Annotated in this window: 16 protein-coding genes; 5 read left to right on the forward strand and 11 right to left on the reverse strand. The window is 71.1% G+C overall.

All coding sequences use genetic code 11. From position 1 onward, the window contains the following. Positions 1 to 68 precede the first annotated feature (68 nt). Complete coding sequence (locus ACFY5C_RS01650; RefSeq protein WP_389439271.1) at positions 69 to 1,904, reverse strand: family 20 glycosylhydrolase; 1,836 nt, start codon at positions 1,902 to 1,904, stop codon at positions 69 to 71. A 249-nt stretch (positions 1,905 to 2,153) separates the two neighbouring features. On the opposite strand from ACFY5C_RS01650, the gene ACFY5C_RS01655 reads away from it, so the two are divergent. Continuing rightward, the gene (locus ACFY5C_RS01655) at positions 2,154 to 3,497 is read left to right on the forward strand and encodes an amidase (protein ID WP_389439273.1); all 1,344 of its coding nucleotides are present in this window, start codon (positions 2,154 to 2,156) and stop codon (positions 3,495 to 3,497) included. A gap of 12 nt (positions 3,498 to 3,509) precedes the next feature. Here ACFY5C_RS01655 and ACFY5C_RS01660 read toward each other — a convergent pair whose 3' ends face one another. From ACFY5C_RS01660 to ACFY5C_RS01675, 4 genes are all read right to left on the reverse strand, one after another. Then, positions 3,510 to 4,709 carry a GDSL-type esterase/lipase family protein gene (locus tag ACFY5C_RS01660; protein ID WP_389439275.1) on the reverse strand — a complete coding sequence of 400 codons (1,200 nt, stop codon included), beginning with the start codon at positions 4,707 to 4,709 and terminating at the stop codon, positions 3,510 to 3,512. 46 nt (positions 4,710 to 4,755) lie between these two features. Continuing rightward, positions 4,756 to 5,334 carry a TetR/AcrR family transcriptional regulator gene (locus ACFY5C_RS01665; RefSeq protein ID WP_389439276.1) on the reverse strand — a complete coding sequence of 193 codons (579 nt, stop codon included), beginning with the start codon at positions 5,332 to 5,334 and terminating at the stop codon, positions 4,756 to 4,758. 81 nt (positions 5,335 to 5,415) lie between these two features. Then, positions 5,416 to 5,898 (reverse strand): GNAT family N-acetyltransferase, encoded by a 483-nt coding sequence (locus tag ACFY5C_RS01670; RefSeq protein ID WP_389439278.1) that lies wholly within the window; start codon positions 5,896 to 5,898, stop codon positions 5,416 to 5,418. Between the two features lie 71 nt (positions 5,899 to 5,969). Beyond that, positions 5,970 to 6,143: a hypothetical protein gene (locus ACFY5C_RS01675; protein WP_328420641.1), complete on the reverse strand. Its 174-nt coding sequence runs from the start codon at positions 6,141 to 6,143 to the stop codon at positions 5,970 to 5,972. A gap of 473 nt (positions 6,144 to 6,616) precedes the next feature. Between ACFY5C_RS01675 and ACFY5C_RS01680 the strand changes: the two genes are divergently transcribed. Both ACFY5C_RS01680 and ACFY5C_RS01685 read left to right on the forward strand, forming a co-directional pair. Further along, positions 6,617 to 7,066 (forward strand): hypothetical protein, encoded by a 450-nt coding sequence (locus ACFY5C_RS01680; protein ID WP_389439280.1) that lies wholly within the window; start codon positions 6,617 to 6,619, stop codon positions 7,064 to 7,066. Between the two features lie 25 nt (positions 7,067 to 7,091). Further along, complete coding sequence (locus tag ACFY5C_RS01685) at positions 7,092 to 7,880, forward strand: SDR family oxidoreductase (RefSeq protein ID WP_389439282.1); 789 nt, start codon at positions 7,092 to 7,094, stop codon at positions 7,878 to 7,880. Here ACFY5C_RS01685 and ACFY5C_RS01690 read toward each other — a convergent pair. The 5 genes from ACFY5C_RS01690 to ACFY5C_RS01710 form a co-directional block, all read right to left on the reverse strand. Further along, a complete protein-coding gene (locus ACFY5C_RS01690; RefSeq protein ID WP_389439284.1) occupies positions 7,859 to 9,376 on the reverse strand; it encodes an SDR family NAD(P)-dependent oxidoreductase in 1,518 nt (505 codons plus the stop codon). The genes ACFY5C_RS01685 and ACFY5C_RS01690 overlap by 22 nt on opposite strands. A 126-nt stretch (positions 9,377 to 9,502) precedes the next feature. Next, on the reverse strand, positions 9,503 to 10,840 hold the full coding sequence (locus ACFY5C_RS01695) for a wax ester/triacylglycerol synthase family O-acyltransferase (RefSeq protein ID WP_389439286.1): 1,338 nt from the start codon (positions 10,838 to 10,840) through the stop codon (positions 9,503 to 9,505). A 405-nt stretch (positions 10,841 to 11,245) separates the two neighbouring features. Beyond that, the gene (gene glgC / locus ACFY5C_RS01700; protein WP_389439288.1) at positions 11,246 to 12,466 is read right to left on the reverse strand and encodes a glucose-1-phosphate adenylyltransferase; all 1,221 of its coding nucleotides are present in this window, start codon (positions 12,464 to 12,466) and stop codon (positions 11,246 to 11,248) included. 51 nt (positions 12,467 to 12,517) lie between these two features. Next, a complete protein-coding gene (gene glgA / locus ACFY5C_RS01705) occupies positions 12,518 to 13,669 on the reverse strand; it encodes a glycogen synthase (protein ID WP_389439290.1) in 1,152 nt (383 codons plus the stop codon). Between the two features lie 41 nt (positions 13,670 to 13,710). Further along, positions 13,711 to 14,466, reverse strand: coding sequence for a (2Fe-2S)-binding protein (locus ACFY5C_RS01710; RefSeq protein WP_389439292.1), 756 nt, complete (start codon positions 14,464 to 14,466; stop codon positions 13,711 to 13,713). Between the two features lie 210 nt (positions 14,467 to 14,676). On the opposite strand from ACFY5C_RS01710, the gene ACFY5C_RS01715 reads away from it, so the two are divergent. Next, positions 14,677 to 15,882, forward strand: coding sequence for a DMT family transporter (locus ACFY5C_RS01715; protein ID WP_389439294.1), 1,206 nt, complete (start codon positions 14,677 to 14,679; stop codon positions 15,880 to 15,882). Here the strand turns inward: ACFY5C_RS01715 and ACFY5C_RS01720 are convergent. Then, positions 15,872 to 17,032 (reverse strand): transglycosylase family protein, encoded by a 1,161-nt coding sequence (locus ACFY5C_RS01720; protein ID WP_389439295.1) that lies wholly within the window; start codon positions 17,030 to 17,032, stop codon positions 15,872 to 15,874. The two genes, ACFY5C_RS01715 and ACFY5C_RS01720, sit on opposite strands and share 11 nt — an antisense overlap. 298 nt (positions 17,033 to 17,330) lie before the next feature. On the opposite strand from ACFY5C_RS01720, the gene gndA reads away from it, so the two are divergent. Beyond that, positions 17,331 to 18,770: an NADP-dependent phosphogluconate dehydrogenase gene (gene gndA / locus ACFY5C_RS01725; RefSeq protein ID WP_389439297.1), complete on the forward strand. Its 1,440-nt coding sequence runs from the start codon at positions 17,331 to 17,333 to the stop codon at positions 18,768 to 18,770. The last annotated feature ends 259 nt before the right edge of the window (positions 18,771 to 19,029 follow it).

Genomic DNA, 19,029 nt, shown 5'->3' on the forward strand with positions numbered 1-19,029 from the left:
GGACGGGCTCCTCGGGTCAGGTCCTCAGGTCAGGTCCTCGGGTCAGGTCCTCAGGTCAGGTCCTCAGGTCAGGTGCTCAGGTGCCATACGGCCGGCGCGCGCCGGTCGGGCGGGTACTGCACGAGCCGGCTGTCCCCCGCCACGCTCAGCGCCATCCGCGTGATGGCGTTGACCAGCCGGTAGCCACCCGCCGCAGGTTCCAACTGCCAGCGCTGGAGGGTGTTCTGCGCAGCGCAGGCCTGGGGCGCCGCCTCCGCTCCGGGCTGCAGCGGCACATTGAGCGTGAGCTTTCCGCCGCGCACCTCGAGGCAGCCCTCCGCGGTCCGCAGGGTCACATAGCCGTCGGCGGTGCGCTGCACCTCGGCGGCGAAGGACCGACCTGCCGTCCGGAAGGTGTACGACCCGTCCGCCAACGGCACCCGCGTCAGGTCCCGCCACCCCGGCGCGTGTCCCACTGCCGTGCCGCGCGCGGTGAACTCGGTGTAGGTGGCGTCGGGATGCGGTTCGCCCCAGGTCGACTGGGCGATGTGCCGAAGCGCGGGCCACAGGGCGGCGGCGACCTCGTTCTCGGTCTCGCCGCGGCCGTTGTCGGGCCACAGGCTGATCTTCGCGCCGGTGATCCCGTCGGCGGAGGCCAGCTTCTCCCCCTCGAAGCTGCGCGGGTCCCAGCTCTGGTCGTACAGCCCCTCGGTGTCGCTGTGGAAGCCGCCGCGGACCAGGTAGAGGGCGTACGCCGCGTTCATCAACGGATAGCCCTGATCGCGGAGTCGGCTCGGCTTCACCGCCACGTTCAGCCAGTGCTCGACCGTCGTTCCGGCGGTCACCGGGACGGTGTTGGCGCCGGTGAGCCCGTCGTTCCAGATGCGCAGCTTCCTGCCCTTGTCCGCCGCGTAGGTGTGGACACGGTTGACGAAGTCGATGAACGCGTCCTGGGGTGTGGCGTCGGGGCCGTACTTGTCCTGCGCGTACTTCAGGATCTGCGGGTACTTGGCGAAGTCGGAGCCGAGCATGTACTCGTCGGCTCCCATGTGCCAGGAAGTGGCGGGGAAGACCTCGGCGTACTCGTCGATCAGGCTGGCGTAGTAGGCGAAGGCCTCCGGCCGGGTGATGTCGAGACGCGAGGGCTGCTTGTTGCCGTCGGAGTCCGTGAGCTGGAGGTCCGGGCGGTTCTCGATCCACGGGTCCATGTGTCCCGGGGAGTTGATCTCGGGGATGATCTCGACGTGGTACCGCTTGCCGAGGGCGACCAGACGGCGGATCTCGTCCCTGGTGTAGTAGCCCCAGGTGTTGGCCTCGGGGTGGGCCTCGCTCTTCACCTTCAGTTCGAGGAGCAGCTGGTTGAGCTTGTGGTACGCCATCTCGCGGACCAGGTTCTCCAGCCAGGGCATCGAGATGTTGATGTAGCAGGCGCAGACGCCCACGCCCCGCTCCTTGTAGCGCGGAATGTCGACCGTGCGGCCGGCCGGGATTCGGTCGCCCTGGGCGAGGAGCTGGAGGAGGGTGCGAGTGCCGTAGAAGGCGCCGACTTCGGTCGCCGCGGTGACGGAGAGCCGCTTGTCCGCGCGGAGCTGGTAGCCCTCCGCGCCGAGGGAGGTCCGGGCGGGCGCGACGTCGATAACGATGTCACCGGGCCGGCCGCCGCCGCGCACCACGGGAACCCTGCCGTGGCCGGCGTCGTCGAGGTCGTCGGCCAGGGTGCCGGCGACCCGCCGTTCGCTCGCGCTGTCGGCGACCAGGCGGGTGGCGCGCCCGTACGTGTAACTGCCGGATGCCGGCGCCCAGTCGGCCAGGGCCGGCACCGTGACCGGCGTTTCCTGGTCACCCTCCGCGAGCGCCGGCACCGGGGCCGCGAGCAACAGCATCAGCGCCGTGAGGACACTGAACGATCGCCAGCGTCTCCTCATGAGGCACCCCCATTCATCGGATGTCTGATGATTGGGCGGGCCCCAGGGGCTGTCAATGGGATCCGATTGGCGCCGAGTTGGCTGATTGATCGGATGATGCGCAGGTCAGCGGGGTGGTGTCGAGGAGAGGCGCTGTGAAAAGTCCAAGAAGACCGTCCCGAATATCCAAGCCCGGCGACCTCTCGACGCCGGGCCCGCCGCCGGGCAGAGTTGCCCTACATACTCGCGAGTAAGCCCCGAGGAGCGCCCGTGACCAACTGGGTCGGCCGGACCGCCGCCGAGATCGCCGCCGCCGTACGCGAGAAGCAGGCCACGCCCCGTGAGGTGGTGGCCGAGCACCTGGCCCGTATCGAGCGGCTGGACGGCCGCGTCGGCGCCTTCCGGGTGGTCCGGACGGACGCGGCACTCGCCGAGGCCGACGAGGTGGGTTCGCGTGCCGACCTCGCCGAACTGCCCCTGGCGGGCGTGCCGGTGGCGGTCAAGGACAACCTCGCGGTGCGCGGCGAGTCCAAGCGCATCGGCTCCGCGGCGACGCCGGACACCCCGGCCGACGACGACCACGTGACCGTGGCCCGGCTGCGGGCCGCCGGCGCGGTGGTCGTGGGGCTGACGAACGTGCCGGAGCTGTGTGTCTTCGGCACCACGGAGGGCGTGCACGGCACCGCCCGCAACCCGTGGGACACCTCACGCACGGCAGGCGGGTCGTCCGGCGGCAGCGCGGCCGCGGTCGCCGCGGGCATGGTGCCGATCGCCCTCGGCAACGACGGCATGGGCTCCCTGCGCATACCGGCGGCCAACTGCGGCCTGGTCACCATCAAGCCCGGCACCGGAGTGGTCCCGGCCGGCGTGAGTGATGGCGACTGGTTCGGCATGTCGGAGAACGGCCCGCTGGCCACCACGGTCGAGGACGCTCGCCTGATGCTTTCGGTCCTCGCGGACACCGAGGTCGTGGGCCCGGCGGCGCCCGGCACGCACAGGATCGCCGTGTCCCTGCGCAGCCCGCTCGCCGGGGTCACCATCAGCAAGCCGTACGCGACCGCCGCACGCGAGGCCGCCGGGCTGCTGATCAAGGCGGGTCACCAGGTACGGCGCGCCGACCCGCCGTATCCCATGTCGCTGGGGGTCACGTCCCTGACCCACTGGACGGCGGGCACGGCGGTGGACGCGCAGGGCCTCGACCCACGGCAGCTCACCCGCCGGACCCGGGTCCACGCCGCGGTCGGCAAGCGCTTCGTGAACCGGGTGCGGGTCGGCGAGAGCCGGCAGCAGCTGCGCCGGCGGCTGGAGCCGTTCTTCGCCGAGTACGACGTGCTGCTCACCCCGGCCCTGGCGCGCCGCTCCCCCAAGTCCGAGCCCTGGCACGAGCGGGGCTGGCTGCGCAACGTCATGGCCAACACCAACTACTCGCCGCTCACCCCGCCGTGGAACCTCACCGGCTGGCCCGCGATGTCGATCCCCTTCGGGAAGCTGCCCTCCGGCGCCCCCTGCGCCATACAGCTGGTGGGGCGGCCAGGGGCGGAGGCGCAGCTGCTGGCACTGGCCGAGCGGATCCAGGAGCTGCGTCCGTGGCAGCGGACGGCGCCGCTCGAGTAGACAGCCGGGCGGCTATGCGGCGCCGCTCGGTGCGGCCGCCGCCGCGAAGGGCCCCCCGCCGCTGAACGCCAGCCGCGCGAAGCGTTCGCCGATGCTGCGGTGAGTGGTGGCGTCGGGGTGGAGGTCGTCGGGCAGAGGGAGCTCGGCGCAGTCGGCCTCGCCGTAGAGGTCGCGGCCGTCGAGGTAGTGGAGGTTCGGGTCGTCGGCCGCTCGCTGCTGCACGATGCGGGACAGCTCGTCGCGGATCACGCCCAGCGTCAGCTTGCCGCTCGCGCGTTCCGCCGGGTCGCCCATGGCGACGAACTTCAGCCGGCCTCGGCTGAGGCCGGTGAAGTCGGGGGCGCACGGGCCCGGTGTGTCCTCGTGGATCGGGCACAGGATCGGCGACACGACCAGCAGCGGTGCCGTCGGGTGGCCGTCACGGATGGTGTCGAGGAAGCCGTGGACCGCGGGGCCGAAGGCGCGCAGTCGCATCAGGTCCATGTTGACCAGGTTGATACCGATCTTCAGGCTGATGAGGTCGGCCGGAGTGTCCCGTATGGCGCGGGCGGTGAACGGGTCGAGCAGGGCGCTGCCGGCCAGGCCCAGGTTGATCAGCTCCACGCCGCCGAGGGTGGCTGCGCGCACGGGCCAGATGCCGGTGGGGCTAGCCGCGTCGGAGCCGTGGCTGATCGAACTGCCGTGGTGCAGCCAGACCTTGCGGCCCGGATCACGTGCGGGCTCGACGGGGGCGTCGGTGCGCAGGGCGATCAGTTCGGTGGTCTCGTTGTGCGGCAGCCAGATCTCTACGTCCTTGTCGCCGGCGGGCAGCCCGGTGAAGCGGACGGTGCCGGCGGGGCCGGGCCGGTCCTCGGTGGTCCCGGCCATCATGTCGACGGTCACGACGTTGCCGCCGGTCACGCTGCCCTGTCCGGCGAGGCCGCCGTCGACGATCAGGTCGTACACGCCGTCCGGGCGGGGCGGAGCTCCCACGTAACTGCGCTTGGTACGCAGCGCGTCCAGTTCGACGGCGGTGGCACGGGTGCGGAAGACCAGCCGTACGCCCGAGGGCTGTGACTCTGCCATGGCCAGTTGCTCGTCGGCGCTCTGAGCGCGGGCCCGCGCGGGCAGCCGGTGGGGCAGCACGCCGTGCTCGGTGCGCTCGACGTCGAGGGCGCCGCGCAGGAGATCGGCGGTGACGGGCGTGGTGATCCAGTCGTGCGGGGTGTCCATGTCCTCAGCGTCCTTGTTCCGGGCCTGTGTGTCCTCGGCCTGTCGATCAGGGGGTGGGCTCGGTGGGCCAGTTGCGCAGCAGGGCGTCGAGGGCGTCGAGGATCCGGGTCCAGGTCTCCTCGGAGCCGGGGTCGCTGTGGCTGAAACCGCCCGCCGACTCCAGGCTGGAGTAGCCGTGGAAGACGCTGCCCAGCAGCCGTACGGCGTGTGTCGCGTCCGGCTCCGTCAGGTCGTAGCCACGCAGGATCGCCCGGGTCATCTGTGCGTGCCGGACGCCCGCACTGGCGGCGGCCGTGTCGGGGTCGAGCCGCATGCGAGCTGCGGCGGAGCGGCCGGGGTGCTCGTGTTCGTAGTCGCGGTAGACGTTCGCGAAGGCGACCAGGGCGTCCTTGCCGGCCCGCCCCGCGATGGCGTCGGCGGCCCGGTCGGCCAGCTCCTCCAGCGCGAACAGGGCGATCCGCGTCTTGAGATCCTTGGAGTTCCTCACATGCGAGTACAGGCTCGCGACCTTGACGTCGAACCGCCGGGCCAGCTCCGACGCGGTGACCTGATCGAAGCCGATCTCGTCGGCGAGCTCCGCACCCGCCCGGACCAGACGTTCCGTGGTGAGCCCCACGCGTGCCATAACCATCCCCTCGCTTGCCATAAGCGAGTATGCACGCGCCTAAAGCTTTTAGGCAAACAGGGGTGCTGATCTAACCTCTGGCTAAAGCGCCCTGTACATGATGTGCAGCCCCACCCGGCCGTGCCGGGGATGATCGAACGCGTCCGGAACCGTCCCGAGAACCGTGAAGCCGAGGGCGGTCCACAGGCGGACGGCCGGGTTGGTCTCGACGACGGCGTTGAAGACCATGCCCCGATAACCGTCGGCCTTGGCCGCGGCCAGGATGTGCTCGGCGAGGAGGCGGCCGATGCCACGGCCCCCCTGGTCGGGGTCGACCATGAAGCCGGCGTTGGCGATACGGGCGGCAGGGCCACCGTAGTTGGGGGTGACGTAGGCGGAAGCGACGACCGCTCCGGCGTCGTCCTCGACGACGTAGACGCGTTTGGCCGGGTTCATCCACAAGGCCCGGGCCTCCTCCTCGGAGGTCTCCGGATCCCACGCATAGGTCTCACCGGCGGCCACGATCCGGTGCCAGAAAGACCAAATCCGCGGCCAGTCGTGGGCCGCGGCTTCTCTGATCAGCATGGGCGTGAGTCTCGCACGCCCATGCAGTCGGCGATCGCGAAGGGTTCTGCCCCTTCAGTCGACGTCGGACATCAGTCGACGCTGGGCAGGATGTGGGGCTCGGCGAGGTCGTCCTCGTAGCCCGCCAGGCGGATGGGGGCGGACCTGGCCCACACATCGAGACTGCCGATCTCGTTCGACCGGCGGCCCGCGCGCTCCGTGCGTTCCTTGGGGCGCTGTTCGCGATTCGTCTTCTCAGGTGTCACCGCGCACTCCTTATGTGTCGGATCACCCTCGGGGCGGGCCGGCCCAGTCTGCGGTCCGGTACCTGACGCCCGCTCGGGTCATACTCAAAAGTCGGCTCGGACGCGGTGGCGCCGGTAACTGGTGCTAGAGCAGGCCGATGTGCACCGGCTTGTCCCGGGACGGACCATGGGTGTGGGTTGGGACCCTGTAGTGCTGTCCGTCCGCTACAGATTAACCAAATGAGCGGGTACCCGCTCGATGGGGCTGCAAACAAGCTGTAACTATCCGGAGTCGACCAGTTTTCACCTGCCGACCTCATCATGAGTTGCTACGAAATGCCCGGTTTACAAGTCACTCGTTCGGCTGAACACCACCCGCGCTGCCCGGCCCCGTCCCGAGCACGCCACGCAGTTCAAGTCCCGTTGGCCGAATCGCAAGGCGGCCATGATCTGCTGACGTACCGCAACGGCTTGTCCGGCGGGAGGACTGACGCATGGAGCTGCGCAGTGTCGAAGAGCTGATGGATCTGCTGTACGCCTGCCGGGGCACCCGGGACACGCCGGGCCTCGGGAGCATCCGAGTCGATCTCCACCAACACGCGCTGCAGACAGCCGCACTGTTGCGCCGCGCACGCCCCGCCGACAAGGAACTCCAGGTCGCGGGGCTCGTTCATGCCATCGGCCCGCTGCTGGGCCCGGCCGACGTGACCCGCCACTTCGACTGCGCCGCCGACGCGGTGCGGCCTCTCCTCGGCGAACGGGTCTCCCGCCTGGTCCGCAACCAGTGCCGGGCCTTCGACTCCACCGACGACGACCTGGTACGCCTGCGCCAGGCCGACGAGGAGTGCCGCAGCGCCGAGTTCGACGCCGGGGTCCTGGAGGACTGGCGCACGGTGCTGGAACTGGTGGCGGCACGGCACTCGCCGCTCGGGGCTGTTGACTGACGACCCGTCATGAGACCGTACGGCGATGACGTCGTCGCACGGTCTCGAGGGCAGGGCCGCCGTGGTCACCGGCGGCACGCGGGGCATCGGCCTCGCCGTCGCCCGGCAACTGGCCGCGGCCGGAGCGCGGGTCTGCGTGACCGCGCGGGACGCGGACGAGGTGAGCAGCACGGCTGCCGAGCTGGGCGGCATCGGGCTGGCCGGGAGCGTGGCGGACCCCGCGCACCTGCGGGAGGTCACGCGGACCACCCTGCGCGAGTTCGGCCGGATGGACATCCTCGTCAACAACGCGGCGACCAATCAGCCTTACGGGCCGCTCATGGACGCCGACCCGGACGCCTGGCGCGAGGCTTTCACGGTGAACGTCGAGGCCGCGCTGCGGTTGGTGCAGTGCGCGTGGCGGGGCTGGATGCGGGAGCACGGCGGGTCGGTGATCAACATCTGCACGGAGGGCGCCGGTCACGTGGGCCCCGGCGTCGGGGCCTACGGCACCAGCAAGGCGGCGCTCCTGCACCTCACCCAGCAGCTCGCGGGCGAGCTGGGCCCGAGGGTACGGGTGAACTCCGTCTCCCCCGGCCTCGTGCGGACCGAGATGGCGCGGTTCGTGTGGGAACCAGGAGAGCAGGAGATCGCGAGCGGGCTGCCACTGGGCCGCATCGGGGAGCCGGACGACGTCGCACAGGCGGTGCTGTGGCTGGCGTCGGACGCGGCACAGTGGATCACGGGAGCCGACCTACTGGTGGACGGCGGCACGCAGGTACGAGCAGCACACCGGCCGACCCCCGTGGCCACTCACCACTTGCCGGGCGCGTAGTCCTTCAGGAAGACCCCGTACACGTCCTCGCCCGCCTCGCCACGTACGACGGGGTCGTAGACCCGAGCCGCGCCGTCGACCAGGTCCAGCGGCGCGTGGAAGCCCTCCTCGGCGAGCCGCAGCTTGTCGAAGTGCGGGCGCTCATCGGTGATCCACCCGGTGTCGACCGAGGTCATGAGGATGCCGTCGCTCTGGAACATCTCCTGCGCACTGGTCCGCGTGACCATGTTCATGGCGGCCTTGGCGGCGTTCGTGTTCGGGTGTCCCGCGCCCTTGTAGCCGCGCCCGAAGACGCCCTCCATCGCCGAGACGTTCACGACGTACGCGCGACCGCTCGTCGCCTTCTTCGCCGCGTCCGCCATGGCCGGCCGGAGCTTGCTGATCAGGATGAACGGCGCCGTGTAGTTGCACAGCTGGGTCTCGAGGAGCTCCACCGGGGAGATCTGCTCGATGGTCTGCACCCAGGTGTTGCTGTCCACGACGTCGGGGACCAGGCCGCCCGCGTCGATGGCGGTGCCGTCGAGATGCCGGGCGACGCTTGCGTTGCCCGCGACCAGGGCGAGGTCGGCGACCTGCTGCGCGTCCATGCCGGAGATTCCGGCGGGCAGGGAGGCCAGTCCGTCGACCGCGCCGGATCCGAAGGCGCCGATGACGTGGTGGGCGGGCAGCTCCCCGGCGGGCAGCGGGGCGCTCTCGCCGTCGACGAGCGCGGCGTAGGCGGAGGGCAGCCGGCGTACGGTCTGCGTCGCGTTGTTCACGAGGATGTCGAGGGGGCCCGCCTCGGCGACCTGGTCGGCGAGGGCGACCGCCTGGGCCGGGTCGCGCAGGTCGATGCCGACGACCTCGAGGCGGTGCATCCAGTCCGCGGAGTCGTCCATGGCCTTGAAGCGGCGGATCGCGTCCTTGGGGAAGCGCGTGGTGATCGTCGTGTGGGCGCCGTCGCGCAGCAGTCGCAGCGCGATGTACATGCCGATCTTGGCTCGTCCGCCGGTGAGCAGGGCGCGCTTTCCGGTGAGGTCGGCGCGGACGTCGCGCTTGGCGCGGTTCAGGGCGGCGCAGTCCGGACAGAGCTGGTGGTAGAAGTAGTCGACTTCCACGTACCGGGTCTTGCAGGTGTAGCAGGAGCGCGGGCGCTGGAGTATCCCCGCGATCCGGCCCTCCTGCGTCGCCGACGACGGCAGGATGCCCTCGGTCTCGTCGTCGATGCGCTGGGCGGAGCCGGTCGCCGTGGCCTCCGTGACCGCCTTGTCGTGGGCGGTCTTGGCGGCCCGGCGCTCCTGGCGGCGGCGCTGTTTGACGATGCGGTAGATGCCGGCGGTGGCCCGGCGCACGGCGATCGCGTCGGGGTGGTCGACCTCCAGCTTGTCGAGCTCGTCCAGCACGCTCAGGCACACCGCGAGCCGCTCCGGGTCGATGCCGGGGCCGTACACGACCTGGTCACCGGGCTCGTGCACGACCTCGTCCGTGGTCGCCGGGCCTTCCTCTGTCACCGTCATCGCGCTGCCGTTTCCCTGATCACCCGAGCGGCGCGCCGACCGCGCCCGCTTTCGAACGGGGAATTCTACGGAGCGCCGGGCCGGTCCTCCAAAATCCGGCGAATCAGGCCCGCGGAGGCGGCGGCCTCAGGGGGCGCAGGCGGTGATCAGCGACTGCACCTCCTCGGACACGGCCTTGGCGAGCACATCGAGGTCGGGTACGGCCTCGGCGTCGGCGACGAGGCCGTAGTGGACGCGTCCGCGGTACGTCGAGATCGCGATCGCCAGGGACTGGCCGCGGGCCAGCGGGGCGAAGGGATAGACCTCGGTGACCGGGTGGCCGCCGAGCTTCAGGGCGATGCCCGGCAGCGGCACGCTGGTGACGAGGATGTCGAACCAGAGCCGGGCGGCCTGGCCGGCCAGCGGTCCGCCGAGCCGGTGACCCAGCGCCGGTACGTGGTCGGCGAGGAGAGCGACGGCACCCGCGCCCCGGTTGGGGCCGAGGTCCTTGTTGCGGTCCATGGCGGTGCGGACCGTGTCGAGGCGGCGCAGCGGGTCGGGGTCGTCGACCGGGAGCCGTATCAAGTAGCCGGAGAGCCGGTTGCCCTGCGGGTGCGCGGTGCGCGGGCGGCGCCTGGAGACGGGGATCAGGGCGCGGGGCGCGACGCCCTCGCTGCCGTCGCCGCGCTCGTCGAGCCAGCGGCGCAGGGCGCCCGCGACGACCGCGATCAGGACGTCGTTGACGGTGCCGCCGACGGCCTTGCGGACCACGTGCACGTCGTCGATGTCGACCACGACCCCGGCGGTGCGGCGGGTGCCGCTCGGCTCGGCGGTCAGGGCGTCCGACGAGCGCATCGCCAGCGTCGACACGGCGACCGAGGCACCGATGTCGAGGGCGCGCCCCACGTCGGACAGGGCGCCGCGCACCAGACCCGGCAGTTTGCGCACATCCGGAACGCGGCCGCTGCGGGGCGCCTCGGGACGAGGCTTGCGCGCGGGCAGGTCCATGGGGTCCAGAACGGCGGCGGCGAGGGTCAGCGCCCGCAGTCCGTCTGCGAGGGCGTGGTGGAACTTGAACAGCACCGCGAACGACACGCCGTCCTCGCCCGGAAGCACATGCGCCTCCCACGGCGGCCGGTCGCGCTCCAGCGGGCGCTCCATCAGCCGGCCCGCGACCGCCTGGAAGTCGGCGGTCGGGGCGTGCAGCCGGACGTGATCGAGCGGGTCGAAGTCGGGATCGGGCTCGCGGGTGGCGCCTCCGAAGGAGAACGGCCGCAGCAGGCCCTGCGGCTGCCATGCGTCGCGGATCCGCATCCGCAGTCCGGGCACGGCGGCGGCGCGGGCGGCGAGCAGGTCGGCCGCGTGGGCGCCGGCGGTGGGCGAGTGCGCCGTGAAGACGCCGAGGGCGCCCAGGTGCATGGGGTGTTCGGCGGACTCGATGTTCCAGAACGCCAGGTCGAGAGGTGCGAGCAGGTCAGAAGTCAATGGCTTGCCTCGCGTCGACGAAGGGGTGGACCAGCAGTCAATCGCTCTCTGGCGATTACAGTCAAGTACGATCAAGCTACGCTCAGTTAACGGCAGATTAAGTCCCGCCCCTCGCGAAAGGGGCGGGACTCATGGTGCATATGAGGTCACTTCAGCACAGGTAGCGGCACCGGGCATCCTGTGCGTGTCACCCGGGAGGCGTCACGGATCAGCGCCGGGCGAGCAGCCCCGAGTCGTGCCGTAGCCGGTTTCAGCACCCGCTCGGTCGTACGCGGGAGCCCGTCATAACCGCCGGGTCGGGTCCGCGGCTGCGCCTGCCGGCGCTCGTACTGGTCCCGGGTCGGGATGCCGGCCGCGGGACGATGACCCGCTCGGCCGGGTTCCGCTGACCCGCTCGGCCGGGCTCTAGGGAACCCGCTGCCCCTTCCCCAGCGCGATCACGCCACCCTTGGAGACGGTGTACAGGTCGGAGTCCCGCTCCGGATTGACGCCGATCGTCGCGCCCGGCGGAACCTCGACGTTCTTGTCGAGTACGGCGCCGCGCACCACCGCGCCCCGCCCTATGCGTACGTTGTCGTGCAGCACCGCCCCCTGCACCACCGCCCCCGGGTCGACCACGACGCCCGGCGAGAGCACGGACCGCGTGACCTGGCCGCGGATCAGGCAGCCGGCGCTGATGATGGACTCGCTGGCCATGCCGCCCGCGTTGAAGCGGGCCGGGGAGAGCTGGTTGGAGTGCGTGTAGATGGGCCAGCTGCGGTTGTAGAGGTTGAAGGCGGGGCGCTCGGCGATGAGGTCCATGTGGGCGTCGTAGTACGCGTCCAGCGTGCCGACATCGCGCCAGTAGCCCCGGTCGCGGTTGGTCTCGCCGGGGACGTGGTTGGCGCTGAAGTCGTAGAGCTGGGCCTCGCCCCGGTCGGTGAGCTGGGGCAGGATCGAACCGCCCATGTCGTGCACGGAGTTCTCGTCCTCGGCGTCCCGCTGGAGCGCCTCGATGAGGGCCTTGGTGGTGAAGATGTAGTTGCCCATGGAGGCGAACACGCACTCCGGGTCGTCCGGAAGGCCGGGCGGGTCGGCGGGCTTCTCCAGGAAGCTCTCCACGCTCAGGCCGTCCGAGCCGGGGCTGATCACGCCGAAGGACGACGACTCGCCCCGCGGCACGCGTATGCCCGCCACCGTCACACCCGCCCCGGACTCGATGTGCTGGGTGAGCATCTGGCGCGGGTCCATGCGGTACACGTGGTCGGCGCCGAACACCGCGACGTACTCGGGGCGTTCGTCGTAGATCAGGTTCAGGGACTGCAGGATCGCGTCCGCGCTGCCCAGGTACCAGCGCGGCCCGAGCCGCTGCTGGGCCGGGACCGGGGTGACGTAGTTGCCGAGCAGGCTGGACATCCGCCAGGTGGTGGTGATGTGACGGTCCAGGGAGTGCGACTTGTACTGCGTGAGGACGCAGATGCGCAGGATGTCGGCATTGACGAGGTTGGAGAGGACGAAGTCGACGAGGCGGTACGTGCCGCCGAAGGTGACCGCCGGTTTCGCGCGGTCCGCGGTCAGGGGCATCAGGCGCTTGCCTTCTCCGCCCGCCAGTACGATTCCGAGCACCGAAGGTCCGCCACGACGCATGGCCGCTCCCCTCACCCTGGTTGATCCCAGCCTGCCCCTGAGTTCCGCGCGCTAAGCCTGTTTGAGGATCTCCCCGTAGAGCCGGGCCGTCCGGCGTGCCACCGCGTCCCAGCCGAACTCCCCCACCGCACGCTGCCGTCCGGCCTCCCCCATCCGCCCGGCGGTCTCCGGGTCGCCGATGAGTGAGTCCAGAGCACGCGCGAGGCCCGCCTCGAAGTCGTCGTCGAGCGGGACCAGCAGGCCCGTCTTGCCGTCCTCGACCACCTCGGGGATGCCGCCGACCTGGGAGGCCACCACGGGAGTTCCGCAGGCCATCGCCTCCAGGTTGACGATGCCGAGGGGTTCGTACACCGAGGGGCAGACGAACACGGCGGCGTGCGTGAGGAGTTGGATCACTTCCGGGCGGGGCAGCATCTGCGGGATCCAGTGCACGCCCTCGCGGACCCGGCTCAGCTCCTGGTAGAGGTCGCGGAACTCCCGGTCGATCTCGGGGGTGTCCGGTGCCCCGGCGCACAGCACGACCTGCGCGGACGGGGCGATGTCCCGTACGGCGCGCAGCAGATGAGGCACGCCCTTCTGGCGGGTGATGCGGCCGACGAAGAGCACGTAGGGTCGGTCGGGGTCGAGACCGAACCGGTTGAGGACGTCGGTGCCGTGGTCGGGTCGGTACAGGGTGGTGTCGATGCCGTTGTGCACGATGTGTACCCGGGCCGGGTCCAGCGCCGGATAGCAGCTGAGGATGTCCTCGCGCATGGCTCCGGAGACGGCGATCACCCCGTCGGCGGCCTCGATCGCGGTGCGCTCGGCCCAGCTCGACAGGGCGTATCCGCCACCGAGTTGCTCGGCCTTCCAGGGGCGCAGCGGCTCCAGCGAGTGAGCGGTCATCACGTGCGGGATGCCGTAGAGGAGCTTGGCGAGGTGGCCGCCGAGGTTGGCGTACCAGGTGTGGGAGTGGACGAGTTCGCGGCCTTCGAGGCCGGCGGCCATGGCGAGGTCCACGGAGAAGGTCCGCAGCGCGTCGTTGGAGGTGTCGAGCGCGGACCAGGGGCGGTGGCGCAGCACGCCCACGGCACGGCCCTCGCCCCAGCAGTGCACCTCCAGGTCGACCAGGTCCCGCAACTCCCGGGCGAGGAACTCGACATGGACACCCGCGCCGCCGTACACGTCCGGCGGGTACTCCCGGGTCAGCAGTCCCACACGCACCCGGAACCCCCTGTTCTCAGCGGCTTGTTGCCCTTTCATGGTCACCCAGATGGGGCGCGTGGGGAAGAGCGCGGGGCTCGTGTGAAGCAACAGTCACCGCACACGCCACCGCCCGGCAACCGGTAGTACAGGCAGCAGCTGCGGCGGCGGAAGGCGGTCCCGGTGAGGGTGCCGGTGCCCGCGAGGAAGGGGTGGCCGAAAAGTGCCGCGGTCAGGGCGCGGGCCCGGGCGGCGGCGTCCGTACGGCCGCCTGCGTGCGCCCACTGGTCCAGTTGCCGGGCGGCGCCCGCGAGGGCGGATCCCGCGTTGCCCCACAGCAGCCCGGCGGCGACGCGGTAGCGGGCGTGCACGGCGTCGGTGAGCGGCTGCAAGTGGCCCTGCAGGACGACGTCCACCACGGTCGCCGGGTCCGCGGGGAGCGGGCGCACCTCGGCCAGCCACAGGTCGTCCGGGGCGCCGCCGTCGGGGTCCCATTGCAGCAGGCCCGGGTCGAGGTCGGGGATGCGGCCGTACAGGGCGGCACAGCCGAGGGTCACCGACCAGAGCCGGGCCGCGAGCCCCTGCTGCGCCACGGAGGCGGCGATCCGCAACTCGGGGGCGTGCAGGGCCTCCGCGACCTTTTGGACGCGGAAACCCAGGGGGTCACCCTGACTCTCCGACGGCGGTTCCCGGTAGGTCTCCGCGAGGGTCGGCAGTGACCGAAGTGCTGCCCCGGGGGTGCGTAGTACGAAGAAGCCGCCGAGCGGCCGGAGCGCGGCGAGATGGGGGTCGAGATCCACGAAGAGCAGTAGTACCAAGGCCCGTCGGGGTTATCACCTGGGGGTCTCCACCCGGGGTCACCCGTCTTGGGGATGACTCCGGCGGCGCCGTACTCCATCGGTAGTACGACACAGTGCGTGCTCTGGTACGACGACGGGAAGAGGATTTCGAGGGATCGTGTTGGTTATGAAAGCCGACCGTTCGCCGCGCCGGGGTCAGCGGCCCCGCCTCACGCAGAGGACCAGCTCATGAGCGCCCTCGCGTTGTCCGTGCTTCTGTCGCTCGTCTCCGCCGTCGCGTACGCGGGCGGGGCGATCGTACAGGAGCGTGTCGCGGTGTCCTCTCCGGGACAGCAGTTCGCGCCGATGCGCCGGCCGGGTTGGTGGGCGGCGGTCGCGCTGAACGGTCTCGGTGGTCTGCTGCACGTGGTGGCGCTGGCTTTCGGTCCGCTGAGTCTGGTGCAGCCGCTGGGCGCCCTGACGATCGTGTTCGCGCTGCCGATGGCGGCGCTGTTCGTGGGCCGCAAGGCCGGGTCGACGGCCTGGCGGGGCGCCATCATGGCGACCGTGGGTCTCGCCGGACTGCTGTCCCTGGTCGGCGCCTCGGAGTCGCAGTCGCTGGCCACCGCCGAGCGGGTGGCCGTGGCTCTCGTGACCGGCGCCGCCGTCGTGGCGCTGATGATCGCGGGACGGGCGGCCCACCGGCATCCGGCGGTGCGCAGCATGCTGCTCGCGATCGGGTCCGGCATAGCGTTCGGCATGTCCTCGGTGTTCACGAAGATCGTCGCGGTCGACTGGAACGGCGGGGTGTCGGCGGCCGACGTACCCGCGCTGGCGACGATAGGCGTGTTCGCCACCGCAGGGCTGCTGCTGTCCCAGGCCGCCTACCGGGGGGCGGGCCTCGCGGCGCCGCTGGCCACGCTGACGGTCGTGAACCCGGTGGTGGCGGCCGCGGTCGGCATCACGATGTTCGGCGAGACGTTCCGGTACGGCACCACGGGCACCGTGCTCGCGCTGGGCTGCGGTGTGGTGGCGGCGGGCGGCCTGATCCTGCTGACCACGGAGCGGATCGCGCGCACGGAGACGGCGGCGTCTGCCGCTGTGCCCGGCGCAGAGAGCCTGGCGACAGCCGGGCCCGCCCCGCTGCCCGAGCCGGAGGTGGCTCCGGTGCCCGCCGAGGAGCTGCTCGCCGGCCTTCCGGAGCAGGTCGCCGCGCTGCCGCACGAAGGCGTCCTCGTACCGGAGAGGGAGCTCCTCGAACCGGACGGATCCGAGATCCGTGTACCGGAGGGGATCGAGGACCTCCTCATACCGGCCCGGGTCGCGGAGGGCGCGTACGAGGACGAGCCGCACGCCGAAAGCGGAACCCAGTACCTCTACTACGGTCCCTTCTACGGCGGCCCGTACGTCCCGGCGCCGGTCCTCGACCGGCACCGTATCCGCGTCAAATCCTGACGCCACCGGCCCGGAGATAGGACACCGGGTCGATGTCCGCGCCGAAGCCGGGCCCCGTCCGCACCTCGAAGTGCAGATGCGGGCCCGTGCTGTTGCCCGTGGACCCGGAACGGCCGATGCGCTGCCCGGCGCCCACCGACTGTCCGTCCTTGACGGAGATCGCCGAGAGGTGGGCGTACTGGGTGTAGCGGCCGTCGGTGTGCCGGATCACCACCTGGTAGCCGAAGGAGCCTTCCCACCCGGCACTCACGACCTGCCCGGCCCCGACGGACTTCACGGACGTCCCGGTCGGCACAGGGAAGTCGAGGCCGGTGTGGTAGCCCTTCGACCAGGCCGAACCCGCCTTGCGGTACGGGGTACCCGACGGGGCGCTCACCGGGGCGACCATGGAGCGACTGGACGTCGTGGCCTGTTCTTCCCGCTTCGGGGTGGTCCTCTGCGAAGGGGTCTTCTGGGGCGAGGACTTCGGGGTGGCCGCCGGCCGGTTCGTTTTCGCCGGCGTCGTCGGGGCGGCCTTGCCGCGCAGGGCGAGCCGCTGGCCCGGAATGATCAGGTCGGGGTCGGCGCCGACGGCCTGCCGGTTCGCGGCATAAAGGCCCCGCCAGCCGCCCTTGACCTGCTCCGACTCGGCGATCCCCGAGAGGGTGTCGCCGTGCACGACGGTGTACATCTCGGCGGTGCCCGCCCGTGACTGCGGCGGAGTCTGCGGCTGGACGTCGGGCGCCGAGGTCTTCCTGCCGGTGCCGACGGGGTGGATGTCGGGCGTGTCGCCGCCCCGCGTCAACCCGGCGCGCACCGAGCACTCCGGCCAGGCGCCGGGCCCCTGCCCGTCCAGCACCTTCTCCGCGACGGCGATCTGCTGGTCCTTGGTGGCCAGATCCGCGCGCGCCGCGTACCGGGTGCCGCCGTACGCCTCCCACGTCGACTGGGCGAACTGGAGCCCGCCGTAGTAGCCGTTGCCGGTGTTGACGTCCCACCTGCTGGTCGACTCGCACGCGGCGACCTTGTTCCAGGTGCTCACGTCGGCCGCCTGCGCGGTACCGGTGCCGATGAGCGGGAGCGCGATGCCCGCGCCGCCCGCGGTGACGGTGAGTGAGGCGCGGTTGATCCTGTTCGGCTGGTACCGGCGGTGCCGGCCGCGTACGGCCATGACGGAGCCCCCCATTGACATGCGTCAGGAGGGGCAAAAGTAAGCGCTGCGAACGAGCCATGACAAGACAGCAAATCAGCCGCCTCTTTACGCCAAGTGGCGCGCGACCGGCGCACGTTGCCCGGCGCCCGGGACGAGTGAGTGCGCCGGGGCCTTCCGTCCGTATCTGCCTGCGCGACATCGCGCCACCCGGATGTGCGGTCGGAGTACCGGCACGTCAGGATGGACGAGGGGCAATACTGGCGGGCATGAGCGGTACCCGTACCGCTGCTGTATCGAGATCACTAGGAGCCAACGCATGAGCACTTCGGCGCAGATCGGCGTCACGGGTCTCGCGGTCATGGGCCGCAACCTCGCCCGTAATTTCGCCCGCAACGGCTATACGGTCGCGGTTCACAACCGGACGTCGGCGCGCACGCACGCGCTGGTGGAGGAGTTCGGGAGCGAAGGCGATTTCATCGCGGCCGAGACCGCGAAGGATTTCGTGGCGGCGCTGGAGCGGCCGCGGCGCCTTGTGATCATGGTGAAGGCCGGTGAGCCGACCGATGCGGTGATCCAGGAGTTCGCGCCGCTGCTGGAGCCCGGTGACATGATCATCGATGGCGGCAACGCGCACTTCGCCGACACCCGGCGCCGCGAGCGCGACCTGCGTGAGCAGGGCATTCACTTCGTCGGTATGGGTGTCTCCGGTGGCGAGGAGGGCGCGCTGCACGGCCCGAGCATCATGCCGGGCGGCCCGAAGGAGTCGTACGACTCGCTGGGCCCGATGCTGGAGAAGATCTCCGCGAAGGCGAAGGACGGCGCGCCCTGCGTGACGCACGTCGGCCCCGACGGCGCCGGGCACTTCGTGAAGATGGTGCACAACGGCATCGAGTACGCCGACATGCAGCTCATCGGCGAGGCGTACCAGCTGCTGCGGGACGTCGCCGGGTACGAGCCCGCGCAGATCGCGGACATCTTCCGCACCTGGAACGAAGGCCGGCTGGACTCCTACCTGATCGAGATCACGGCCGAGGTGCTGTCCCACGTGGACGAGGCGACGGGCAAGCCGTTCGTGGACGTCGTCGTCGACCAGGCCGAGCAGAAGGGCACGGGCCGCTGGACGGTCCAGATCGCCCTGGACCTGGGCGTTCCGGTCTCCGGTATCGCGGAGGCGGTCTTCGCCCGCTCCCTGTCCGGGCACGCGGCGCTGCGGGACGCCTCGCGGGACCTGGTGGGCCCGAAGGCGTCGCCGCTGAGCGAGGCGGAGGCGGGGGCGTTCGCGGACCGGGTGGAGCAGGCGCTGTACGCGTCGAAGATCGTGTCGTACACGCAGGGCTTCCACGAGATCGACGCGGCTCGCGCCGAGTACGACTGGGACATCGACCTGGGCGCCGTCTCCGCGATCTGGCGCGGCGGCTGCATCATCCGTGCGGCGTTCCTGGACCGGATCCGCTCGGCGTACGACGCGCGGGCCGACCTGCCGAGCCTGCTGTCCGACGACACGTTCGCGCAGGAGATCGCCGCGGCGCAGGACGACTGGCGTGAGGTGATCATCGCGGCGACGCGGCAGGGTGTACCCACGCCGGGGTTCGCCGCGGCGCTGGCGTACTACGACGCGCTGCGTGCCGAGCGGCTGCCTGCGGCGCTCACGCAGGGGCAGCGGGACTTCTTCGGGGCGCACACCTATCGGCGGACCGACCGGGACGGGTCGTTCCACACACTGTGGGGCGGGGATCGGTCGGAGGTTTCCGCTTAGTAGCTCGGATGGCTAGTAGCTCGGACGGCTAGTAGCTCGGGTGGCTAGTAGCTCGGACGGGGCGGTCGTATCGCAGGTGCGCGCGTGGGGGCTGGTCGCGCCCACGCGGCGAAGCCGCAGATCGATACGGCCGCGCGCCCTTCACGGGGTTGCGGTGGGGGGGGATCGGTATCCGCCCACCCCGTGTGTTTAACTGGCGCAGCTGAGGGGTGGGCCCCGGTCCGGGCGCGGCCCCCGCGACCGGCCCGGGGGGGTGGGG

It is taken from the genome of Streptomyces sp. NPDC012935, assembly GCF_042900345.1.
Classification (GTDB): domain Bacteria; phylum Actinomycetota; class Actinomycetes; order Streptomycetales; family Streptomycetaceae; genus Streptomyces.

Excerpts from the sequence above, each read along its gene's own strand:
- gndA (WP_389439297.1), top strand. The coding sequence starts at position 17,331 with ATGAGCACTTCGGCGCAGATCGGCGTCACGGGTCTCGCGGTCATGGGC.
- ACFY5C_RS01660 (WP_389439275.1), bottom strand. The coding sequence starts at position 4,709 with ATGGACACCCCGCACGACTGGATCACCACGCCCGTCACCGCCGATCTC.
- ACFY5C_RS01685 (WP_389439282.1), top strand. The coding sequence starts at position 7,092 with ATGACGTCGTCGCACGGTCTCGAGGGCAGGGCCGCCGTGGTCACCGGC.
- ACFY5C_RS01650 (WP_389439271.1), bottom strand. The coding sequence starts at position 1,904 with ATGAGGAGACGCTGGCGATCGTTCAGTGTCCTCACGGCGCTGATGCTG.
- ACFY5C_RS01680 (WP_389439280.1), top strand. The coding sequence starts at position 6,617 with ATGGAGCTGCGCAGTGTCGAAGAGCTGATGGATCTGCTGTACGCCTGC.
- ACFY5C_RS01665 (WP_389439276.1), bottom strand. The coding sequence starts at position 5,334 with ATGGCACGCGTGGGGCTCACCACGGAACGTCTGGTCCGGGCGGGTGCG.
- ACFY5C_RS01715 (WP_389439294.1), top strand. The coding sequence starts at position 14,677 with ATGAGCGCCCTCGCGTTGTCCGTGCTTCTGTCGCTCGTCTCCGCCGTC.
- glgC (WP_389439288.1), bottom strand. The coding sequence starts at position 12,466 with ATGCGTCGTGGCGGACCTTCGGTGCTCGGAATCGTACTGGCGGGCGGA.
- ACFY5C_RS01720 (WP_389439295.1), bottom strand. The coding sequence starts at position 17,032 with ATGGCCGTACGCGGCCGGCACCGCCGGTACCAGCCGAACAGGATCAAC.
- ACFY5C_RS01670 (WP_389439278.1), bottom strand. The coding sequence starts at position 5,898 with ATGCTGATCAGAGAAGCCGCGGCCCACGACTGGCCGCGGATTTGGTCT.
- ACFY5C_RS01690 (WP_389439284.1), bottom strand. The coding sequence starts at position 9,376 with ATGACGGTGACAGAGGAAGGCCCGGCGACCACGGACGAGGTCGTGCAC.